The sequence below is a fragment of the Streptomyces sp. NPDC046203 genome (assembly GCF_040646255.1).
In the GTDB taxonomy this organism is placed as follows: Bacteria; Actinomycetota; Actinomycetes; order Streptomycetales; family Streptomycetaceae; genus Streptomyces.
Window position 1 is genome coordinate 1 of sequence record NZ_JBEYZX010000033.1, and the last position, 19,908, is coordinate 19,908.

Annotated in this window: 14 protein-coding genes and 1 pseudogene; all 15 read right to left on the reverse strand. The window is 71.6% G+C overall.

The genetic code is table 11. From position 1 onward, the window contains the following. Positions 1-458 (reverse strand): annotated as a pseudogene (locus ABZ990_RS21955) (ribonuclease E/G); the annotation flags it as partial. A 239-nt stretch (positions 459-697) separates the two neighbouring features. After that, a complete protein-coding gene (locus ABZ990_RS21960) occupies positions 698-1,489 on the reverse strand; it encodes a TIGR03936 family radical SAM-associated protein (RefSeq protein WP_361234004.1) in 792 nt (263 codons plus the stop codon). A gap of 122 nt (positions 1,490-1,611) precedes the next feature. Continuing rightward, positions 1,612-2,694, reverse strand: coding sequence for a hypothetical protein (locus ABZ990_RS21965; protein WP_361234007.1), 1,083 nt, complete (start codon positions 2,692-2,694; stop codon positions 1,612-1,614). A 119-nt stretch (positions 2,695-2,813) separates the two neighbouring features. Continuing rightward, a complete protein-coding gene (locus ABZ990_RS21970) occupies positions 2,814-4,742 on the reverse strand; it encodes a TIGR03960 family B12-binding radical SAM protein (protein WP_361234010.1) in 1,929 nt (642 codons plus the stop codon). Between the two features lie 52 nt (positions 4,743-4,794). Beyond that, positions 4,795-6,402 carry a CYTH and CHAD domain-containing protein gene (locus ABZ990_RS21975; RefSeq protein WP_361234012.1) on the reverse strand — a complete coding sequence of 536 codons (1,608 nt, stop codon included), beginning with the start codon at positions 6,400-6,402 and terminating at the stop codon, positions 4,795-4,797. A 63-nt stretch (positions 6,403-6,465) separates the two neighbouring features. After that, a complete protein-coding gene (rodA, locus tag ABZ990_RS21980) occupies positions 6,466-7,665 on the reverse strand; it encodes a rod shape-determining protein RodA (protein ID WP_361234015.1) in 1,200 nt (399 codons plus the stop codon). Between the two features lie 3 nt (positions 7,666-7,668). Next, the gene (gene mrdA, locus ABZ990_RS21985) at positions 7,669-9,909 is read right to left on the reverse strand and encodes a penicillin-binding protein 2 (RefSeq protein ID WP_361234017.1); all 2,241 of its coding nucleotides are present in this window, start codon (positions 9,907-9,909) and stop codon (positions 7,669-7,671) included. A 19-nt stretch (positions 9,910-9,928) separates the two neighbouring features. Further along, positions 9,929-10,597, reverse strand: a complete 669-nt coding sequence (mreD, locus tag ABZ990_RS21990) for a rod shape-determining protein MreD (RefSeq protein ID WP_361234020.1) — start codon at positions 10,595-10,597, stop codon at positions 9,929-9,931. Continuing rightward, complete coding sequence (gene mreC / locus ABZ990_RS21995; protein ID WP_361234023.1) at positions 10,594-11,679, reverse strand: rod shape-determining protein MreC; 1,086 nt, start codon at positions 11,677-11,679, stop codon at positions 10,594-10,596. The genes mreD and mreC overlap by 4 nt, the downstream gene beginning before the upstream one ends. Before the next feature lie 176 nt (positions 11,680-11,855). After that, positions 11,856-12,875, reverse strand: a complete 1,020-nt coding sequence (locus tag ABZ990_RS22000; RefSeq protein ID WP_361234026.1) for a rod shape-determining protein — start codon at positions 12,873-12,875, stop codon at positions 11,856-11,858. Between the two features lie 516 nt (positions 12,876-13,391). Beyond that, the gene (gene ndk, locus ABZ990_RS22005; RefSeq protein WP_361234029.1) at positions 13,392-13,805 is read right to left on the reverse strand and encodes a nucleoside-diphosphate kinase; all 414 of its coding nucleotides are present in this window, start codon (positions 13,803-13,805) and stop codon (positions 13,392-13,394) included. A 99-nt stretch (positions 13,806-13,904) separates the two neighbouring features. Continuing rightward, positions 13,905-14,273: a DUF4233 domain-containing protein gene (locus ABZ990_RS22010; protein ID WP_361234031.1), complete on the reverse strand. Its 369-nt coding sequence runs from the start codon at positions 14,271-14,273 to the stop codon at positions 13,905-13,907. A gap of 5 nt (positions 14,274-14,278) precedes the next feature. Continuing rightward, on the reverse strand, positions 14,279-15,793 hold the full coding sequence (locus ABZ990_RS22015) for a folylpolyglutamate synthase/dihydrofolate synthase family protein (protein ID WP_361234033.1): 1,515 nt from the start codon (positions 15,791-15,793) through the stop codon (positions 14,279-14,281). 83 nt (positions 15,794-15,876) lie between these two features. Next, entirely contained in the window at positions 15,877-17,004 is a 1,128-nt protein-coding gene (locus ABZ990_RS22020; RefSeq protein WP_361234036.1) for an ATP-binding protein, read from the reverse strand. Between the two features lie 167 nt (positions 17,005-17,171). After that, complete coding sequence (locus ABZ990_RS22025; RefSeq protein WP_361234039.1) at positions 17,172-19,793, reverse strand: valine--tRNA ligase; 2,622 nt, start codon at positions 19,791-19,793, stop codon at positions 17,172-17,174. Positions 19,794-19,908 lie beyond the last annotated feature (115 nt).

Below are 19,908 nucleotides of genomic sequence, written 5' to 3' on the forward strand. Positions count from 1 at the left end.
GCCTCGGCGGCGGGCGCAGGGGTCTCCGCGACCGCAGCGGCCTCGGGGGCCTCCGGGGCGGCGACGGCGCGGGTGGCACGACGACGGGTACGGCGGGCCGGAGCGGCCTCCGTCTCCGCGACGGGCTCGGCCGGGGCGGCCTCGGCCACCGGCTCGGCGGCCGGGGTCTCGGCGGCGGCCTGGGCCTTCACCGGCTCCGGCGTGCTGGTCTTGCGGGTGGCACGGCGGCGCGGACGCGCGGGCGCCGGCTCCTCGGCGGCGGCCGGAGCGGACGCTGCGGCCTGCGTGCCGGTGCCGGCGTCCGTGTCGGTGGAAGGGGTCTCGACGACGGTCTCGGACGCGGCGGCCTCGGCCGTCACCGGCGGACCGGCGGGCCGGGAGGCGGCGCGGCGCCGGCGGCGGGCCGGCAGCTTGTCCCCGAGAGCGTTGTTCTCGTTTTCTTCGTGCTGTTCGAGCATGCGGGCGGTTCTCCCGTCACGCTCCCGGGCGCCGCGTCGGTTCCGGTCCGGCGGCACGTACGCGCGCGAGGCGCGGTGCCGTGCCGCCGTCCGGGGCGCGGGCGCCGCACGGGAGCTGTATGTCTGGCTCGCCGGTTCCGTACGCCCTGTGCGGACGGCCTGGCGAAAGTCTCCTGGTCAGTGCGCGGCCCGACCCAGGTGGCTCCCGAGTACCAGGGCTGCGCTACGACGACCGCTCCTTACGCGGCACCGGCACCCGGCGCCGTCGCCGAGGTGGTCGCGGCGGCCGTGGGTGAAGCGGCCGAGACAGCCTCGCGGTCGGCCGCGAGCGGGTCGGTCACCGTGCCGGACTCCTCGTCGAAGAGCCCCTGCGCCAGCCTGGTCACCGCTGCGGGGACCGGCGGCGCCAGGTCGGCCACAGCTCGGAGACCGGACAGGACGTCGTCGGGTCGTACGGCAGGTGTCACGTGCCGAACAACCAGCCGCAGTATCGCACAGGCGCTGTCCACCGGCCCATTAACCTGGGCGTCGCCCTGGGCGGGGGCCGCGGTCAGCTCCACGACGGCACCGCGGGTGTCGAAGGTGCGGATTCCGTTCTTGGTCTTGCGCTGGACTTCCACGGTCTCGGCCGCGAGGAAGGCCGCGACGGCCTCGGCCGCGTCCTCGGTGGCGACGCCGTCGAGGCGCAGCTCCCAGACGGAGGCGGTGAGCCGGTCGGCGAGACCGGAGGTGCCGGCCTCGACGGCCTCGACGATGTCGAGACCGGTCGGCATCGACTCGTCGAGCAGCCGGCACAGGGTCTCGGGATCGCGCGCCTGGGTGAGGGCGATCTCCAGGTACTCGGCCTCGGAGCCGGTACCCGTCGGGGCGGCGTTCGCGTACGACACCTTGGGGTGCGGGGTGAACCCGGCCGAGTACGCCATGGGCACCTCGGCACGGCGCAGGGCGCGCTCGAAGGCGCGCTGGAAGTCACGGTGGCTGGTGAACCGGAGGCGGCCGCGCTTGGTGTAGCGCAGTCGGATGCGCTGCACCGCAGGTGCGGGCGGCGGGCCTTCGGGCTGTCGCTTGCCCAGTGGTTCTTCTCCTCGGTGCGGGGCGGGCGCGGGAGGCGGCCGCCCTCGAAGGCGGGTGTGTCCCGGGGGTCCCGCCCGGCTCACCCCCGCTGGTGCGAGGAGATCTCGGGTGCGGGCGCCGCGCCGGGGACGTTCGTTGTACTACCCAGAGTACGCGCCGAGGCCGCCGGAGGTTCCCCGGGCCGCCCGGGGCGCGCTCCGCCGACGAGGGCGCGCCACGCGTCCTGCCGGGCGGTGCGCACGGTGTCCCGGGCGGCGGAGAGCACGGCGCGCGCGGTCTTTCGGACCTGGGTGAGGGCGGTGCGGGCCGGGCTCAGGACGGCGTCGCGGACCCGGTGCCCGGCCGGGACGCAGACCTCCCGGTAGAGCCAGGCGGCGGGATCGCGGACCAGATGGCGCAGGAGCCAGCCGAGCGGCCGGGCGACGAGATCGCGGGCCACCCAGACCACGGGCCGTACGACGAGGGTGCGGACCGTCCAGGCGAGGCCGCGCCACGCGGCGTGCGAGAGGAATCCGGCGACGCGCCAACAGATGGCGAGCGCGTCGCGGATCTCCCGGCCGAGCGGTGCGAGTACGCGCGCGTACAGCCACCCGGCCGGGGCGGCGACGCCTCGGCGCAGGAGCGGGGCGAGGGCCTCCCGCCACAGCCAGCCGGCCGGGCGGGCGATCCCGTGGACGGCGACCGGGACGATCACATGGCGCCAGGCCAGGACGAAGGGCCGGGCCAGCGCGGCGCCGGTCCATCGGGCGGCGACCGCGAGGCCGTGTCCGATCCCCCGGCCGAGCCACCCTAGGGCGCGCCGGATCCCGGTGAACGCCCAGGTCAGGCCGTGCCACACCACCGCGCCGGCCCGGGCCAGCACCCGTCCCACCGGTCCGAAGAGCCAGACCAGAGCCCGGCCCGATCCGTCCAGCAGCCGGCCGAGGGCGCGGCCCGCCGGCCGCAGCAGGTGCCGTTCGAGCAGGTGCCCGCCGGCCTCCACGGCGTCCCAGGCCATGCGCACCGGCAGGACGAGGACCAGCACGACGACCCGGACCGGGATCCGGATCAGCGGATGCGGGGCGTGGGCGGCCGGGACGGGCACCCGGGAGGGCGCCGGGGCAGGGGCCTCGGCGGGCGCCGGGGCGCGGTCCGGGGCGGGGTCCGGGTCGGGCGTGTTCATGCCCACACAGACGCCGGAGGCCCGGCGGAGGGTTGTCCTCCGCCGGGCCTTCGTCACACGGGACTCACACGGGACCCGGGCGTGTCACGCCCGTCCCCGCGCCGGTTTCCCGCCCGCGCCTACTTCTTGACCGAGAGCGGCAGCAGCTTCTTGCCGGTCGGGCCGACCTGGATCTCGGTCTGCATCGCCGGGCAGACACCGCAGTCGAAGCACGGGGTCCAGCGGCAGTCGTCGACCTCGGTCTCGTCGAGGGCGTCCTGCCAGTCCTCCCAGAGCCAGTCCTTGTCGAGACCGGAGTCCAGGTGGTCCCAGGGCAGGACCTCCTCGTAGCCGCGCTCGCGGGTGGTGTACCAGTCGACGTCGACACCGAACTCGGGCAGCGTCTTGTCGGCGCACGCCATCCAGCGGTCGTACGAGAAGTGCTCGCGCCAGCCGTCGAAGCGGCCGCCGTCCTCGTAGACCGCGCGGATGACCGCGCCGATCCGGCGGTCGCCCCGGGAGAGCAGGCCCTCGACGATGCCGGGCTTGCCGTCGTGGTAGCGGAAGCCGATGGAGCGGCCGTACTTCTTGTCGCCGCGGATCTTGTCGCGGAGCTTCTGCAGACGGGCGTCCGTCTCCTCGGCCGACAGCTGCGGCGCCCACTGGAACGGGGTGTGCGGCTTGGGCACGAACCCGCCGATGGAGACGGTGCAGCGGATGTCGTTCTGGCCGGAGACCTCGCGGCCCTTGGCGATGACGTTGATCGCCATGTCGGCGATCTGGAGCACGTCCTCGTCGGTCTCGGTCGGCAGGCCGCACATGAAGTACAGCTTCACCTGGCGCCAGCCGTTGCCGTACGCGGTGGCGACGGTACGGATCAGGTCCTCTTCCGAGACCATCTTGTTGATGACCTTGCGCATGCGCTCGGAGCCGCCCTCGGGGGCGAAGGTCAGTCCGGAACGACGGCCGTTGCGGGTCAGCTCGTTGGCCAGGTCGACGTTGAACGCGTCGACGCGGGTCGACGGCAGCGACAGACCGATCTTGTCGTCCGTGTAGCGGTCGGCGAGACCCTTGGCGATCTCACCGATCTCCGTGTGGTCCGCGGAGGACAGCGAGAGCAGACCGACCTCTTCGAAGCCGGTCGCCTTCAGACCGCGGTCCACCATCTCGCCGATGCCGGTGATGCTTCGCTCCCGCACGGGGCGCGTGATCATGCCGGCCTGGCAGAAACGGCAGCCGCGGGTGCAACCGCGGAAGATCTCGACGGACATCCGCTCGTGGACGGTCTCCGCGAGCGGGACGAGGGGCTGCTTGGGGTACGGCCACTCGTCGAGGTCCATGACGGTGTGCTTGGAGACGCGCCACGGCACACCGGACTTGTTGGGGACGACCCGGCCGATGCGGCCGTCGGGCAGGTACTCCACGTCGTAGAAGGCCGGGACGTAGATGCTGCCCGTCTTCGCGAGGCGGAAGAGGACCTCCTCGCGACCGCCCGGGCGGCCCTCGGCCTTCCACTGGCGGATGATCTCCGTCATGTCGAGGACGGCCTGCTCGCCGTCGCCGATGATCGCCGCGTCGATGAAGTCCGCGATCGGCTCGGGGTTGAAGGCGGCGTGGCCGCCGGCGAGCACGATCGGGTGATCGACGGTGCGGTCCTTCGACTCCAGCGGGATGCCGGCCAGGTCGAGGGCGGTGAGCATGTTCGTGTAGCCCAGCTCCGTGGAGAAGGACAGGCCGAACACGTCGAACGCGGAGACCGGGCGGTGGGAGTCGACGGTGAACTGCGGGACCTTGTGCTCGCGCATCAGGGCCTCCAGGTCCGGCCACACGCTGTACGTGCGCTCGGCGAGGACGCCCTCCCGCTCGTTCAGTACCTCGTAGAGGATCATGACGCCCTGGTTGGGCAGACCGACCTCGTACGCGTCCGGGTACATCAGCGCCCAGCGGACATCGGCGGACTCCCACGGCTTGACCGTGGAGTTCAGCTCTCCGCCGACGTACTGAATCGGCTTCTGCACGTGCGGGAGCAGAGCTTCGAGCTGCGGAAAGACAGACTCGGCAGCAGACATCTCGAACCTTTGTGAGCTGGCAGGGGGGCGACTATCCAGCGTACCCCGGCGCTCAGCGGCTCCGTGCCGCCCGGAAGCGGGGCGCGGAGGAGCGGGCCCACACCCGGTGCAGCTCGCGTTCGCGGTCCGCGGCCGCCGCTTCCTCCCTGCCGTACAGAACACCCCAGGTGAAGGCGGTCTCGCCGGCCGTGTGGGCCGCGTCGGCCAGTTCGCGCAGCGCGGCGCGGGCGACGACGGAGTCCTGGTGGTCGCCGAGACAGTCCTGGAGACGTTTCATCCGGGTGACGAGACGGCGGGCGGGCTTGCCGAGGGCGGGGGCGGCTGCCTCGGCGGCGTAGCGGACGCGTTTGGCGGCCTTGCGGGCGTCGTGCAGGGCGTGGTCGCGTTCCGTCCCGGGGTCGAGCGCGAGGGCCCGCTCGACCCCGCGGGCGAGGCGGCGGTGGTCGCGCAGGACCGCCTTGCGCAGGACGGGCCCCGCAGGCCGGTGGGCGGCGGGGAGCAGGGGCGGGTCGGCGAGCAGGGCGTCGATCCGGGTGAGCAGGGCGAGGTGGCGCGGGGAGTCGAGGGCGGCCCGGGCGCGGCGGCGGGTGCCCGCGTTCCGGCTCTTCGCCCAGCTCTTCAGGCGCCGGTGGACGGGTCCGGCGGCGAGGTCGCGGGGAATCGCGTCGAGGGCGGTCCGGATGCGGTCGTCGAGTACTTCGAGGTCGCGGGCGGCGCCGAGTTCGGCGGCGAGCCGGCGCAGTTCGGCGCCGAGGGGGTCGGTGACCTCGCGGTCGAGGACGTCGCCGTACGTCCGCAGGGCGCCGCGCAGCCGCCGGCAGGCGACCCGCATCCGGTGGACGGCGTCGGGCAGGTCGCGGCGGACGGCGGGGTCGAGCCGGACGAGGGCGTCGGCCTGTGCGCGTACGTAGGCGAGGACGACGGAGCCCGCCGTGCCGGTGTCCGTATCGGCGCCAGTACCGGTACCTGTGCCCCCGGCCGGGGGCCGCTCGGGAACGGGGGTGCCGGTCGCGGCGAGGGCGCGGGCGAGTTTCGAGGGGGCTACGGAGGGCCGGATCCCGGCCTTGACCAGGCGTTTTTCGACCGCGTCGAGGATCTCGGGGTCCGCTCCGTCGGCGAGCTCGACCTCGATCTCGGTCCAGTCCGCGGTGCCCGGGCAGCCGGTGAGGCGCTCGGCGTGGACGGTGTCGACGGAGACCTCGGCGAGCAGGGTGCCGTCGGCGGCGTGCAGGTGGGTGACGTCGCGGCGGGACCGCAGCCGGACGACCGGCTGGACGGGGGCGGTGCGGACGCGGGAACGCAGCAGCCCCGCCAAGGAGCGCGGGAGTGTGTCCGAGAGCGGGGCCCTGATCTCGTCGCGGACGCCGGGGGCGACGGGGAGCTTCAGGTGCCAGCCGGCGTCGGCGCCGCCGGTGCGGCGGCGCAGGGTGAGGGAGTCGGCGGCGAGCCGGAGGTCGGCGGTGTCGTAGTAGACGGCGTCGAGTTCGGTGACGCCCCGGGCACGGGTGGTGGCGACGCCGTGGGCGCGGGTGAGGTCGGGGAGCCGGGTCTTCCCCGTGGCCTCGTATTTACGTTCGATCTCGCGGTGTGTCGTGGCACCGGAGCCCCGCTCCCCCGGCCGCTTCCCCGTGCGCTCCGCCGCCGCCCGTTTCTGTGCCATACATCGAATCTAGTGGCGAAACGGGCGGCGAGCAGCGGAGCCGAAGGAGCCGAAGCCGGGGAACTACGCCGTCATCGGGCGCTGCACCCTGATCGACTGGAGCAGCCCGATCGCCACCCACACCGCGAACATCGACGACCCTCCGTACGAGACGAACGGCAGCGGCAGACCGGCCACCGGCATGATGCCGAGGGTCATCCCGATGTTCTCGAATGCCTGGAAGGCGAACCAGGCGATGATCCCGGCCGCCACGATCGTGCCGTACAGCTCGGTCGTCTCGCGGGCGATCCGGCAGGCGCGCCACAGGATCACGCCGAGCAGCACGAGGATGAGCCCCGCGCCGACGAAGCCCAGCTCCTCCCCCGCGACGGTGAAGACGAAGTCCGTCTGCTGCTCGGGCACGAACTGGCCGGTGGTCTGGGACCCCTTGAAGAGTCCCGAGCCGAGCAGTCCGCCCGACCCGATCGCGATCCGCGCCTGGTTGGTGTTGTAGCCGACACCGGCCGGGTCGAGGTCCGGGTTGGCGAAGGCGGCGAACCGGTTGATCTGGTACTCGTCGAGCATGCCGAGCGCGGTGACGAGCACCGCGCCGAGGACGCCCGCGCCGATCAGGCCGAGGACCCAGCGGTTGGAGGCGCCGGAGGCGAGCAGCGCCCCGAGCACGATGACCGCCATGACCATCACGGAGCCGAGGTCGGGCATCAGCATGACGATGCCCATGGGCAGCGCGGCCAGGCCGAGCGCCTTGGCGACGGTGCCGTGGTCGGGGTGGAGCTGGTCGCCCGCGTCGACCTTCGCGGCCAGCAGCATCGCCATCACCAGAATGATGGTGATCTTGACGAACTCGCTGGGCTGGAGCGAGAAGCCGCCGCCGACGACGATCCAGGCGTGCGCGCCGTTGATGGTCGCGCCGAGCGGGGTGAGCACGGCGAGGATCAGCACGATCGAGATGCCGTACAGGAACGGGACCGCGCCGCGCAGCGTGCGGTGGCCGAGCCAGACGGTGCCGATCATCAGGGCGAGCCCGATCCCGGTGTTCATGGCGTGCCGGAACAGGAAGTAGTACGGGTCGCCCTGATTGAGCGAGGTGCGGCCGCGGGTCGCGGACCACACCAGCAGCGAGCCCAGGAAGGACAGGGCGAGCGCCGACAGCAGGATGGGCCAGTCGAGCCGGCGCAGCACCGAGTCGCGGGCGGCGAGCCGGGCGATCGTGCCGCGCTTGGGCGCGTAGCGGGAGACGGAGAAGCCGTGGGGCGTGGTCATCGGTCAGTCCCTCCCGCGCAGGGCGGTGCCGGGCGGTCCGGCCAGCGGGTCGGTGGGCTTGCGCGGTGGATCGGCCGGCTGGTCGGCGGGCGGTCCCGCCTCCGTCGGCGGCAGGGTGTCGGCCGTCTTGCCCGCGTTCGGGTCGTACGGCTCGATGCCGGGCGCGTCGATGGAGCCGTCGGCCGCGATCTTCGGCAGGTCCTTCTGGGGCTGCGGCAGCAGCGCCCGCTTCAGGTCCTGCTTGCCGGAGTCGTCGAAGCCGTACAGCGCGTCGTAGATGTTGCGCACGGCGGGGCCGGAGGCGCCGGAGCCCGTACCACCCTGGGAGATCGTCATGACGATCGAGTAGTCCTTGGTGTACGTGGCGAACCACGAGGTGGTCTGCTTGCCGTAGACCTCCGCCGTACCCGTCTTGGCGTGCATCGCGACCTTGTCCTGCGGCCAGCCGCCGAACCGCCAGGCGGCCGTACCTCGGGTGGCGACACCCGCGAGGGCTTCGTCTATCAAGTCGCGGGTCGCCTTGGTGAACGGCAGCTTGCCGTGCGACTTGGGCTTGATCTCCTCGACGTTTCTGCCGTCGGCGGTGATGACGGCCTTGCCGACGGTGGGGTTCCACAGGGTGCCGCCGTTGGCGATGGCGGAGTAGATGGTGGCCATCTGGATGGGGGTGACGAGGGTGTCGCCCTGGCCGATGGAGTAGTTGACGGAGTCACCGGCGCGCATCAGATTGCCCTCCAGGCAGTTCTCGTACGAGAGCTGCTGGACGTAGGTGCCGCCCTTCTTGCCGTTCTTGCACCACCAGTCCTTGTTGGCCGACCAGAAGTTCTGCTTCCACTGGCGGTCGGGGACCCGGCCGGTGACCTCGTTGGGCAGGTCGATGCCGGTCTCGGCGCCGAGGCCGAACTGGTGGGCCGTCTTGTAGAACCAGTCGCCCGGGTGGCTCTTCGGCTTCATCCCGCCGTCCTTCTGCCACTGCTGGTGGGCGAGGGCGTAGAAGACGGTGTCGCAGGAGACCTCCAGGGCGCGGCCGAGCGAGATCGGGCCGTGGTTTTGCGACTCGAAGTTCTTGAAGACCTGGTTGCCGATGGAGTACGAGCTGGTGCAGGGGTAGCGGCCGTCGAAGTCGTAGCCGGCGTTGACGGCGGCGGTGGTGGAGACGACCTTGAAGATGGAGCCCGGCGCGGCCTGGCCCTGGATGGCCCGGTTGAGCAGCGGGAAGTTGGAGTTCTTGCCGGTGAGGGCGGCGTAGTCCTTGGCGGAGATGCCGCCGACCCAGGCGTTGGGGTCGTAGTCGGGCAGCGAGGCCATGGCGACGATCCGGCCGGTCTTGGCCTCCATGACGACGACGGCGCCCGCGTCGGCCTTGTAGTTCTCGTTGGTGTTCTTGTCGAAGGTCTTGCGGGCTTCCTTCATGGCGTTGGCCAGTTCCCATTCGGCGACCGCCTGGACGCGGGCGTCGATGGAGGTGACCACGTTGGCGCCGGGCACCGCCGGGTCGCTCTTGGCCTGGCCGATGACCCGGCCGAGGTTGTCGACCTCGTAGCGGGTGACGCCGGCCTTGCCGCGCAGCTGCTTGTCGTACGTACGCTCCAGGCCGGAGCGGCCGACCATGTCGGAGCGCAGATACGGCGACTCGGTGGTCTTCGCCTTCTCGATCTCGTCGTCGGTGACCGGCGAGAGATAGCCGAGGACCTGGGAGGTGCGGGACTTGCCGGGGGTCGGGTAGCGGCGTACGGCGGCGGGTTCGGCGGTGATCCCGGGGAAGTCCTCGGCGCGCTCGCGGATCTGGAGGGCCTGCTGGGTGGTGGCCTCGTCGGTGACCGGGATGGGCTGGTAGGGCGAGCCGTTCCAGCAGGGCTTGGGCGTCTTGGAGTCGCACAGCCGGATCTTGTTGACGACGTCCTCGGGCTTCATGTGGAGGACGTCGGCGAGCCGGGTGAGGACGGCCTTGCCGTCGTCCTTCATCTTCATCAGCTCGGTGCGCGAGGCGGAGACCACGAGCCGGGTCTCGTTGTCGGCGAGCGGCACCCCTCGGGCGTCGAGGACGGAGCCTCGGACGGCGGGCTGGACGACCCGCTGGACGTGGTTGTTCTTGGCCTCGTCCCCGTACTCCTTGCCGTTGCGGATCTGGAGGTACCAGAGGCGTCCGCCGAGGGTGAAGAGCAGGGAGAAGACGAGAACCTGGATGACGACGAGCCGGATCTGGACCCGGGGGGTCCGCCCGGTCTCGGGGATGTTGCTCATGCTGCCGCTGCCCCCTGGGTCACAGTCGCTTGACTCCCTTGATCCGCCCGGCGCGCGAGGCGCGGTTACGGGCGGCCTTGATGCGCAGTCCGTTGCTCGGGCCGCCGATTCTCAGGCCGGTGCCGGAGGACAGCCAGCCGGAGGCCACGTCGGCGCCGTTCGCCCCCGTCGCACCGGCGATCGGGTCGTTGTCGACGCGCCGGGCCAGGGCCATGATCAGCGGCACTGTGAACGGGGCGAGGAGCAGGTCGTACAGGACGGCCGTGAACAGCAGGAACCCGAGGCCGACATGGCGGGCGGCGGTGTCGCCGACGAGGGCGCCGACTCCCGCGTAGAGCAGGGTGGAGCCGACGGCGGCGGCGGCCACCACGGTCATCGGGCCGGTGGCGGACTTCAGCCGGCCGTTCTCGGGGCGGGCCAGGCCGCACAGATAGCCGACGAGGCAGAGCACCAGGGCGTAGCGGCCGGCCGCGTGGTCGGCGGGCGGGGCGAGGTCGGCGAGCAGTCCGGCGGCGAAGCCCGCGAGGGCGCCGGTGACGTGCCCGTACACCAGGGCGAGGGCGACCACCGTGAGCAGGACGAGGTCCGGGACGGCGCCGGGGAGCTGGAGCCGGGCGAGGACGGAGACCTGGACGACGAGGGCGACGACGACCAGGACCGCCGACAGGAGAATGCGGTTGATCTTCACGGTGTCGCCCCCTGGTCCTGCGGCTGCTGGTTCTCGTCCGCCTGGTCGGCGGGCGGGGCGGCGGGCGGCTGGGCCGGCTGCCCCGGCTGCTGGACGCGGCCCGCGGCCGGTCCGACCGGCGCCTGACCACCCGTCTGCTGTCCCGGCTGCCGCTGGCCGTCGGCCTGCTGGCCGTCCTGGGCCGGCGGCGGGGCCGTGACGGTGACGGTCGGCGCGGGCTTGGGCTTCTGCGGCAGGACCATGTCGCGCGGGTCCTTGCGCGGGGCCTGGACGACGACGCCGACGATGTCGAGCTTGGTGAAGCCGACGTACGGGCGGACGTAGATGTTGCGGGTCAGACCGCCGCCCGCGGGGTCGACGCGGACGACCTCGCCGACGGGCACGCCGGGCACGAACGGCTTGTCGGCCTGCGAGCCGAAGGTGACGAGCCGGTCGCCCTTCTTGACCTTGGCCTTGCCGTTGAGGAGCTGGATGAGCAGCGGGCGGTCGCCCTGGCCGGTGGCGAAGCCGAGTTCGTCGCTCTTCTCCATCCGGGTGCCGACGGTGAAGTCCGGGTCGTTGGCGAGCAGCACGGTGGACGTGGACGGGCCGACGGTGGTGACGCGGCCGACAAGCCCGGAGCCGTTGATGACGGTCATGTCGCGCTTGACGCCGTCCCGGGCGCCGATGTCGATGGTGACGGTCCAGGAGAAGCCCTGGGCGGCGCCGATGGCGATGACCTGGGCGCCCTTGATGCCGTACTGGCCGGCCCCGGCGGTCTTCAGCATGGCGTCGAGTTCGCGCACCCGGTTGCGGTTGCGGTCGTCGCTGCCGAGCTTCGTCTTGAGCGCCGCGTTCTCCTTCTCCAGGGCGGCGATACGGGTGCTCCGCTCCCCGGAGTCGCGGACGGCTCCTATGGCGTTGCCGACCGGGTCGACCGCGGAGGCGACTCCGTTCTCGACCGGGCCGAAGACCGCGGCCGCGGCCTGCCGGGCACCGTCGACCGGTGACTCCTGGCCTCCTCTGATGTCCACCGTGATCAGCGCGAACGCGGTGGCGATCAACAGCACCAGGAGCAGCCGGCTCTCTCGTGTGTCCCTCACGTGCGGCGGCCGTGCCCTTCCTCGAGTCGACAGATGATGGAGTTGTACGGGCGCGGGTACGGACGGCACCGGGGTGCGCGTACGCGCGCGGGGCGCGAGATCCACCGGGTGCGGGGGGCGCCGGGCGGCCTCGCGACGGCGCCGGGCCCGGGATCACCCCCGGGCCCGGCGGGCCGTCAGCGGCGTGGCTGGGCGTCCAGGACCTGCTGGAGGGCCTCGAACTCCTCGACGCACTTGCCGGAGCCGAGCGCCACCGAGTCCAGCGGGTCCTCGGCGATGTGGATCGGCATGCCGGTCTCCTGGCGCAGCCGCTCGTCGAGGCCGCGCAGCAGGGCGCCGCCGCCGGTGAGGACGATGCCCCGGTCCATGACGTCACCGGACAGCTCCGGCGGGCACTTGTCGAGGGTGGTCTTCACCGCGTCCACGATGGCGTTGACCGGCTCCTCGATGGCCTTGCGGACCTCGGCGGCGGAGATGACCACGGTCTTCGGCAGGCCGGAGACCAGGTCACGGCCGCGGATCTCGGTGTGCTCGTCCTCTTCGAGCTCGTACGCCGAGCCGATGGTGATCTTGATCTGCTCGGCGGTGCGCTCGCCGAGGAGGAGCGAGTACTCCTTCTTGACGTGCTGGATGATCGCGTTGTCCAGTTCGTCGCCGGCCACCCGGATGGACTGTGCCGTGACGATTCCGCCGAGGGAGATGACGGCCACCTCGGTGGTGCCGCCGCCGATGTCGACGACCATGTTGCCGGTGGCCTCGTGGACCGGCAGGCCGGAGCCGATCGCGGCGGCCATCGGCTCCTCGATGATGTGCACCTGGCGGGCACCGGCCTGGGTGGACGCCTCGATGACGGCGCGGCGCTCGACTCCGGTGATGCCGGAGGGCACGCAGACGACGACCCGGGGGCGGGCCAGATAGCGGCGCTTGTGGATCTTGAGGATGAAGTAGCGGAGCATCCGCTCCGTGATCTCGAAGTCGGCGATCACGCCGTCCTTGAGCGGGCGGACCGCGACGATGTTGCCGGGCGTCCGGCCGATCATCTTCTTCGCCTCGGCACCGACCGCGAGGATGCCACCGGTGTTGGTGTTGATCGCGACGACGGACGGCTCGTTCAGAACGATGCCTCGACCCCTGACGTACACCAGCGTGTTGGCGGTCCCGAGGTCGACAGCCATGTCACGGCCGATGAACGACATTGAGTTCCCCTTGATTCCCATGAGGATCGTCGGGCCTTCCCTAGCGGAGCGTTGACGGCTTCTCAGGACGGCGAGGTGGTGGCTGACGAGGCAGCGGCGTGGAGTTCTCCATCGTAGTGCCGCCCGTGCGCCTGCCGCGCGGCGGACCGCCTCGCTCCACCTCTGTATAGGTGACGGAATGACGCGGCGATCCGTTCCCGGGATCGGCGATCATATGCCAGAGGGCGACCGAATTCCTTCGGTCGCCCTCTGGCGCATGCGCTGTTCGGCGGAGGCGGTGCCCCGCCGGTCGGCCGGTCGGCCGTACGGACCGTTTCCGGGACCGGATCGGCCGGATGTGGTCGGTACGCGGAGTCCGGCGCGGAGCCGGACGCGGAGTCCGGCGCGGAGCCGGACGCGGAGTCCGGCGCGGAGCCGGATCCCGGACCGGACGAACCGGCGGGGCCCGGGCTCAGGTCGGCCCGGGCTCGGATCGGCCCCTGGCCGAAGCCCGGCCCGAGCCCCGCCGGACCCGGATCAGACCAGGCCGGGGAAGAAGATCTTCATCTCGCGCTCGGCGGACTCCTCGGAGTCCGAGGCGTGGATCAGGTTCTCGCGGACGATGGTGCCGAAGTCGCCGCGGATGGAACCCGGGGCGGCGGCGATCGGGTCGGTCGGGCCGGCCAGGGTCCGCAGACCCTCGATGACCCGCTCGCCCTCGACGATCAGCGCGACGACCGGACCGGAGGCCATGAAGCCCATCAGCGGCTCGTAGAACGGCTTGCCCTTGTGCTCGCCGTAGTGCTGCTCCAGGGTCTCCTGGTCCAGCTCGCGCATCTCCAGGGCCGCGAGGGTCCAGCCGGCCTTGCGCTCGATACGGCCGATGATCTCGCCGACCAGGCCACGGCGGACGGCGTCGGGCTTGAGCAGGACGAGCGTGCGCTGGCTCACGGGAAAACTCCTTTTGGGACTTCGGACAGACTTCAGGGTGGAACAAAGCAGACAAGGGGGCGCGGGCCACTGAATCTACCGGGCCCGCACCAGGGAACATCACGCAGCGTCAGGTGCTGCCGAGCCTTCGGCGGCGGCAGCGTTGGCCGCCCAGCGGGCCTTGATCTCGTCGATCCTCCGGCCGTAGTGCACCGAGGCCCACCACAGGACGGCGAAGACCGCGCCCAGGAAGAACATCACCGGGACGACGAAACCGCTCGCGATCAGCGCGATCTGGAGCGCCCAGCCCAGCTGCACACCCCCCGGACGGGTGATCATCCCGCACAGCAGGATCGTCAGGACCATGGCGATCCCGCACACCGTCCAGACCGTCGACGTGGACAGCGTGTCGTCCTTCATCGCGACCAGACCGGCGAAGCCGATCACGAAGAACTCGCCGATCAGCGTCGAGGCGCAGAGCATACGCACAGGTTTCAGCCCCTCTTGAGCAGCAGCCGGGCATCGCCGACCGTGAAGATCGAACCGGTGACGAGCACACCGCCGCCCGCGTACTCGCCCTCTTCCTCGGCGAGCGTGATCGCGGCCTCGATGGCGTCGTCCAGGCGCGGCTCCACCACGACCCGGTCCTCGCCGAAGACCTCGACCGCGAGCGCGGCGAGTTCGTCCGGGTCGCTCGCGCGCGCGTTGGAGTTCGAGGTGATCACGATCTCCGCGAAGATCGGCTCGAACGCTTCGAGCAGCCCCCGGGCGTCCTTGTCCGCGCTCGTCGACACCACGCCGATGAGCCGGGAGAAACCGAAGGACTCGGTGACCGCCTCGGCCGTCGCGCGGGCGCCGTGCGGGTTGTGCGCCGCGTCCAGGACGACCGTCGGCGACGAACGGACGACCTCCAGCCGGCCCGGCGACGCCACCTGCGCGAACGCGCGGCGGATCGTGTCGATGTCCAGCGTGCGGGCGTGCTCCGCGCCGATGCCGAAGAACGCCTCGACCGCCGCGAGCGCCACCGCCGCGTTGTGCGCCTGGTGGGCGCCGTACAGCGGCAGGAACACCTCTTCGTACTCGCCGCCCAGACCCCGCAGCGTCAGCAGCTGGCCGCCGACCGCGACCTCGCGCGCGGTGACGCCGAACTCCATGCCCTCGCGGGCCACGGTGGCGTCCACCGAGACGGCCTTCTTCAGCAGCACCTGCGCCGCGTCCACCGGCTGCTGCGCCAGGATCACCGTCGCGCCCTGCTTGATGACACCGGACTTCTCGCCGGCGATCTCGCCGGTCGTCTCGCCGAGCCGGTCCGTGTGGTCCAGGTCGATCGGCGTCACCACCGCGACCGAACCGTCGATGACGTTCGTCGCGTCCCAGGTGCCGCCCATGCCGACCTCGACCACGGCCACGTCCACCGGGGCGTCCGCGAACGCCGCGTACGCCATGCCGGTGAGGACCTCGAAGAACGACAGCCGGTACTCCTCGCGGGCGTCGACCATCTCCACGTACGGCTTCACGTCCCGGTACGTCTCGATGAACCGCTCGGGGTCGATCGGGGCGCCGTCCAGGCTGATCCGCTCGGTGATGGTCTGCACGTGCGGCGAGGTGTACCGCCCGGTGCGCAGGTCGAAGGCGCCGAGCAGGGCCTCGATCATGCGGGCCGTCGACGTCTTGCCGTTCGTGCCCGTGATGTGGATCGACGGGTACGCGTGCTGCGGATCGCCCAGCACGTCCATCAGCGCGGCGATCCGCTTGACCGACGGCTCCAGCTTCGTCTCGCCCCAGCGGGTCGACAGCTCCGTCTCGACCTCGCGCAGCGCGCGGTCCACCTCCGGATCCTCCGGACGGGACGGCACCGGGTCGCCCTGCGGCGGGCCGGTCATCGCGCGCAGGGTGCGGCTGCCGGCCTCGATCACCGCCAGATCGGGATCACGGTCGGTCGCTTCGTCGACGATGCCGTCGAACTGGTCGTCGTCGGCCTGGTCGCGCGGGTCAGTCGAGTCACTCACGGGTCCAGTCTACGGAGCGGCGCGGGACGCGCTGCGCGCGGCCGTGCGGTGGGGCGGTGCAGGTCGCCGTGCGGTGGGGTGGGCTACCGCAGGCCCGACGGCAGCGTCGCCCTCACCACGTACGCGTCGTCGGTGCGGGTCGCGTGGAGGGTGCCGCCCATCGTCGTGACACGTTCCGCCATGGAGAGCAGGCCCGTGCCGGCGGAGACCGGGGCGCGGTCCGGCGGGGTGGCCGGGAGGGGGTTGTGGACCTCCAGGTGGAGGTCGGCGGCGTCGAGGGTGATGGCGACGGTGACGGGGAGGCCGGGGGCGTGCTTGGCCGCGTTCGTGAGGCACTCGCGGACGACCCGGTGGACCGCCGCCTGGCGCAGCGGGGAGAGGGCCTTCGCCCCGGCGTCGACGTCGAGCCGCACGGGGCTGCCCATCTGCTCGCTCTCCTCGGCGAGGGCCGCGAGACCGTCCAGGCCGGGGGTGTCGTCGGTGCGCCGGACGATGGTCTCGTTGAGCATGTGATGGGCGCGGCGGGCGGTGTCGGCCAGTTCCTCGAAGTCCTGCTGGTGGGCCTGGCCCCGGGCGCGTACCGCCAGCACCTCGGCGCGTACGGCGAGCAGGGTCAGCTCCCGGCCCACCAGGTCGTGGACGTCCCGGCCGACCTGGATGCGCTCCTCCTGGACGGCCTGCCGGGCGGCGGACTCGCGGCGCTCGACCTCCAGGGCGGCGACCAGGTCCTGGCGGTACGCGGCGATGCCGACGCCCGCCGCGAGGACGCCGATGGGCAGGACCAGGCTGAGGAAGTCGCTGAGGGTGTCGCCGTGCCGGTCGGGCCAGCCCGGCAGGTTGAAGTAGGCGTACGCGACGACCACGTACAGAGCCGTGGCCAGCAGGGCGGTCCGGCGGCCCCGGAAGCGGCCGAGGGAGTACAGCGCGAACTGGATCATCGTCAGTTCGTGCAGCCAGCCCAGCGTGCCCATGGCCACCACGAACGGCACCCACGGCATCCGGCGGCGCAGCGTCAGGGTCGACGCGGCGGCGGCGAAGACCAGGGCCGCGACCCAGCCGGGGAGCGAGTCGTCCTCACGGGCGAGCCCGGGGACGTCCAGGACCATCAGGCCGAAGGAGAAGAGTGCGGCGACGACGTCCATGGCCGGCGGCGACACGGCCCACCGGTCCACACAGCGGCGCAGCGTGAGCGGGGCGGGCGAGGGGGGCATGAGGCCATCATCCCGGGTCGAAGGTCCCGTCACCGTGGTCCTGAAGTCCCGATCACTGTGAGATCGGGCACTTAGTCCGGATCGGACTAATTTTCTGACGGTGTGTCACCTACGAAAAAGGGTCCCTCCCGCGCTCGATGCGCGGGAGGGACCCCTTCCCCGTCCGGTTACGCCTGCGGCAGGCGGTCCAGCTGCGTCCGGATACGGGCGATGTCCTCGTCCGCCTTGGCGAGGCGGGTACGGATCTTGTCGACCACGTTGTCGGGCGCCTTGGCGAGGAACGCCTCGTTGCCCAGCTTGCCCTCGGCCTGCGCCTTCTCCTTCTCGGCGGCGGCCAGGTCCTTCGCGAGCCGCTTGCGCTCGGCGGCCACGTCGATGGTGCCCGACAGGTCGAGGGAGACCGTCGCGCCGGCGACCGGCAGGGAGGCGGTGGCGGAGAATGCCTCGCCCTCCGGCTGGAGGCGCAGCAGCTGGCGGATGGCGGCCTCGTGCGAGGCGAGCGCGGTGCCGTCGAGGTCGAGACGGGCCGGGACCTTCTGGCCGTCGTTGAGGCCCTGCTCCTTGCGGAACCGGCGGACCTCGGTGACGACCTGCTGGACCAGCTCGATCTCGCGCTCGGCGGCCTCGTCGCGGAAGCCGCTGTCCTTCGGCCAGTCGGCGATCACCAGGGACTCGCCGCCGGTCAGCGTGGTCCACAGCGTCTCGGTGACGAACGGGACGATCGGGTGCAGCAGACGCAGCATGACGTCCAGGACCTCGCCGAGGACCCGGCCGGAGACCTTCGCGCCCTCGCCGCCCGCGAAGAACGTCGTCTTCGACAGCTCGACGTACCAGGCGAAGACCTCGTCCCACGCGAAGTGGTAGAGCGCCTCGCTGAGCTTGGAGAACTGGAAGTCCTCGTAGTACGCGTCGGCCTGCGCGACCGTCTTGTTGAGACGCGAGAGGATCCAGCGGTCCGTCGCGGACAGCTGCTCCGCCGGCGGCAGCTCGCCCTCGATCGTCGCGCCGTTCATCATCGCGAAGCGGGTGGCGTTCCAGATCTTGTTGGCGAAGTTGCGGGACGCCTGGACCCAGTCCTCGCCGATCGGCACGTCGGTGCCCGGGTTGGCGCCCTTGGCCAGGGTGAAGCGGACGGCGTCGGAGCCGTACTTGTCCATCCAGTCCAGCGGGTCGACGACGTTGCCGAAGGACTTCGACATCTTCTTGCCGAACTCGTCGCGGACCAGGCCGGTCAGGGCGATGGTCTTGAACGGGACCTCGCCGTCCATCGCGTACAGGCCGAACATCATCATCCGGGCGACCCAGAAGAAGATGATGTCGTGGCCGGTGACCAGGACGTCGGTCGAGTAGAACTTCTCCAGCTCCGGCGTCCGCTCCGGCCAGCCGAGCGTGGAGAACGGCCACAAGCCGGAGGAGAACCAGGTGTCGAGGACGTCGGTGTCCTGGTGCCAGCCCTCGCCCGTCGGCGCCTGCTCGTCGGGGCCGACGCAGACGATCTCGCCCTCCGGGCCGTACCAGATCGGGATCCGGTGGCCCCACCACAGCTGGCGCGAGATGCACCAGTCGTTCATGTTGTCGACCCAGTCGAAGTAGCGCTTCGACATGTCGGCCGGGTGGATGGCGACCCGGCCGTCGCGGACCGCGTCGCCGGCGGCCTTGGCCAGCGGCTTGACGTTGACCCACCACTGGAGGGACAGGCGCGGCTCGACGGTGGTCTTGCAGCGCGAGCAGTGGCCGACGGAGTGCGTGTACGGGCGCTTCTCGGCGACGATGCGGCCCTGCTCGCGCAGGGCGCCGACGACCGCGGAGCGGGCCTCGAAGCGGTCCAGGCCGAGGAAGGGGCCGTGGACGGTGATGACGCCGTGCTCGTCCATGACGGACAGCGACGGCAGGTCGTGGCGCTGGCCGATGGCGAAGTCGTTCGGGTCGTGCGCGGGCGTCACCTTGACGGCGCCGGTGCCGAACTCCGGGTCGACGTGGGTGTCCGCGACGACCGGGATGGTGCGGTCGGTCAGCGGCAGCTTGATCTGCTTGCCGACCAGGTGCGCGTAGCGCTCGTCGTCGGGGTGGACGGCGACGGCGGTGTCGCCGAGCATCGTCTCGGCCCGGGTGGTGGCGACGACCAGCGAGTCCTCGCCCTCGCCGTACCGGATGGAGACCAGCTCGCCGGCGTCCTCCTGGTACTCGACCTCGATGTCGGAGATCGCGGTGAGGCAGCGCGGGCACCAGTTGATGATGCGCTCGGCGCGGTAGATCAGACCGTCCTCGTACAGCTTCTTGAAGATGGTCTGGACGGCACGGGACAGGCCCTCGTCCATGGTGAAGCGCTCACGGCTCCAGTCGACGCCGTCGCCGAGCCGGCGCATCTGGCCGAGGATCTTGCCGCCGTACTCCTCCTTCCACTGCCAGACACGCTCGACGAACTCCTCGCGGCCCAGGTCGTGGCGGGACTTGCCGACCTCGGCGAGCTGCTGCTCGACCTTGTTCTGGGTGGCGATGCCGGCGTGGTCCATGCCGGGCAGCCACAGGGCCTCGTAGCCCTGCATGCGCTTGCGGCGGGTGAGGGCGTCCATCAGCGTGTGCTGGAAGGCGTGGCCCAGGTGGAGCGAGCCGGTGACGTTCGGCGGCGGGATGACGATGGTGAAGGGCGGCTTGTCGCTCTTCACGTCGGCGGTGAAGTAGCCGCGGTCCACCCAGCGCTCGTACAGCGCCCCCTCTACCTCGGCCGGCGCGTACGTGGTCGGGAGTTCGGGGGTGGCTGCGGGGTGCTGCTGAGTGTTATCGGTCACCGGGCCAGTTTAAAGGTGTCACCGCCCGGTCCTGAAACGCGATTCTTCGGTAACGGTGTGGGCCCCGTCGCGCTTCTCGCCGCCGACTTCCGACAGGATGTTCGGCAGCATAAGC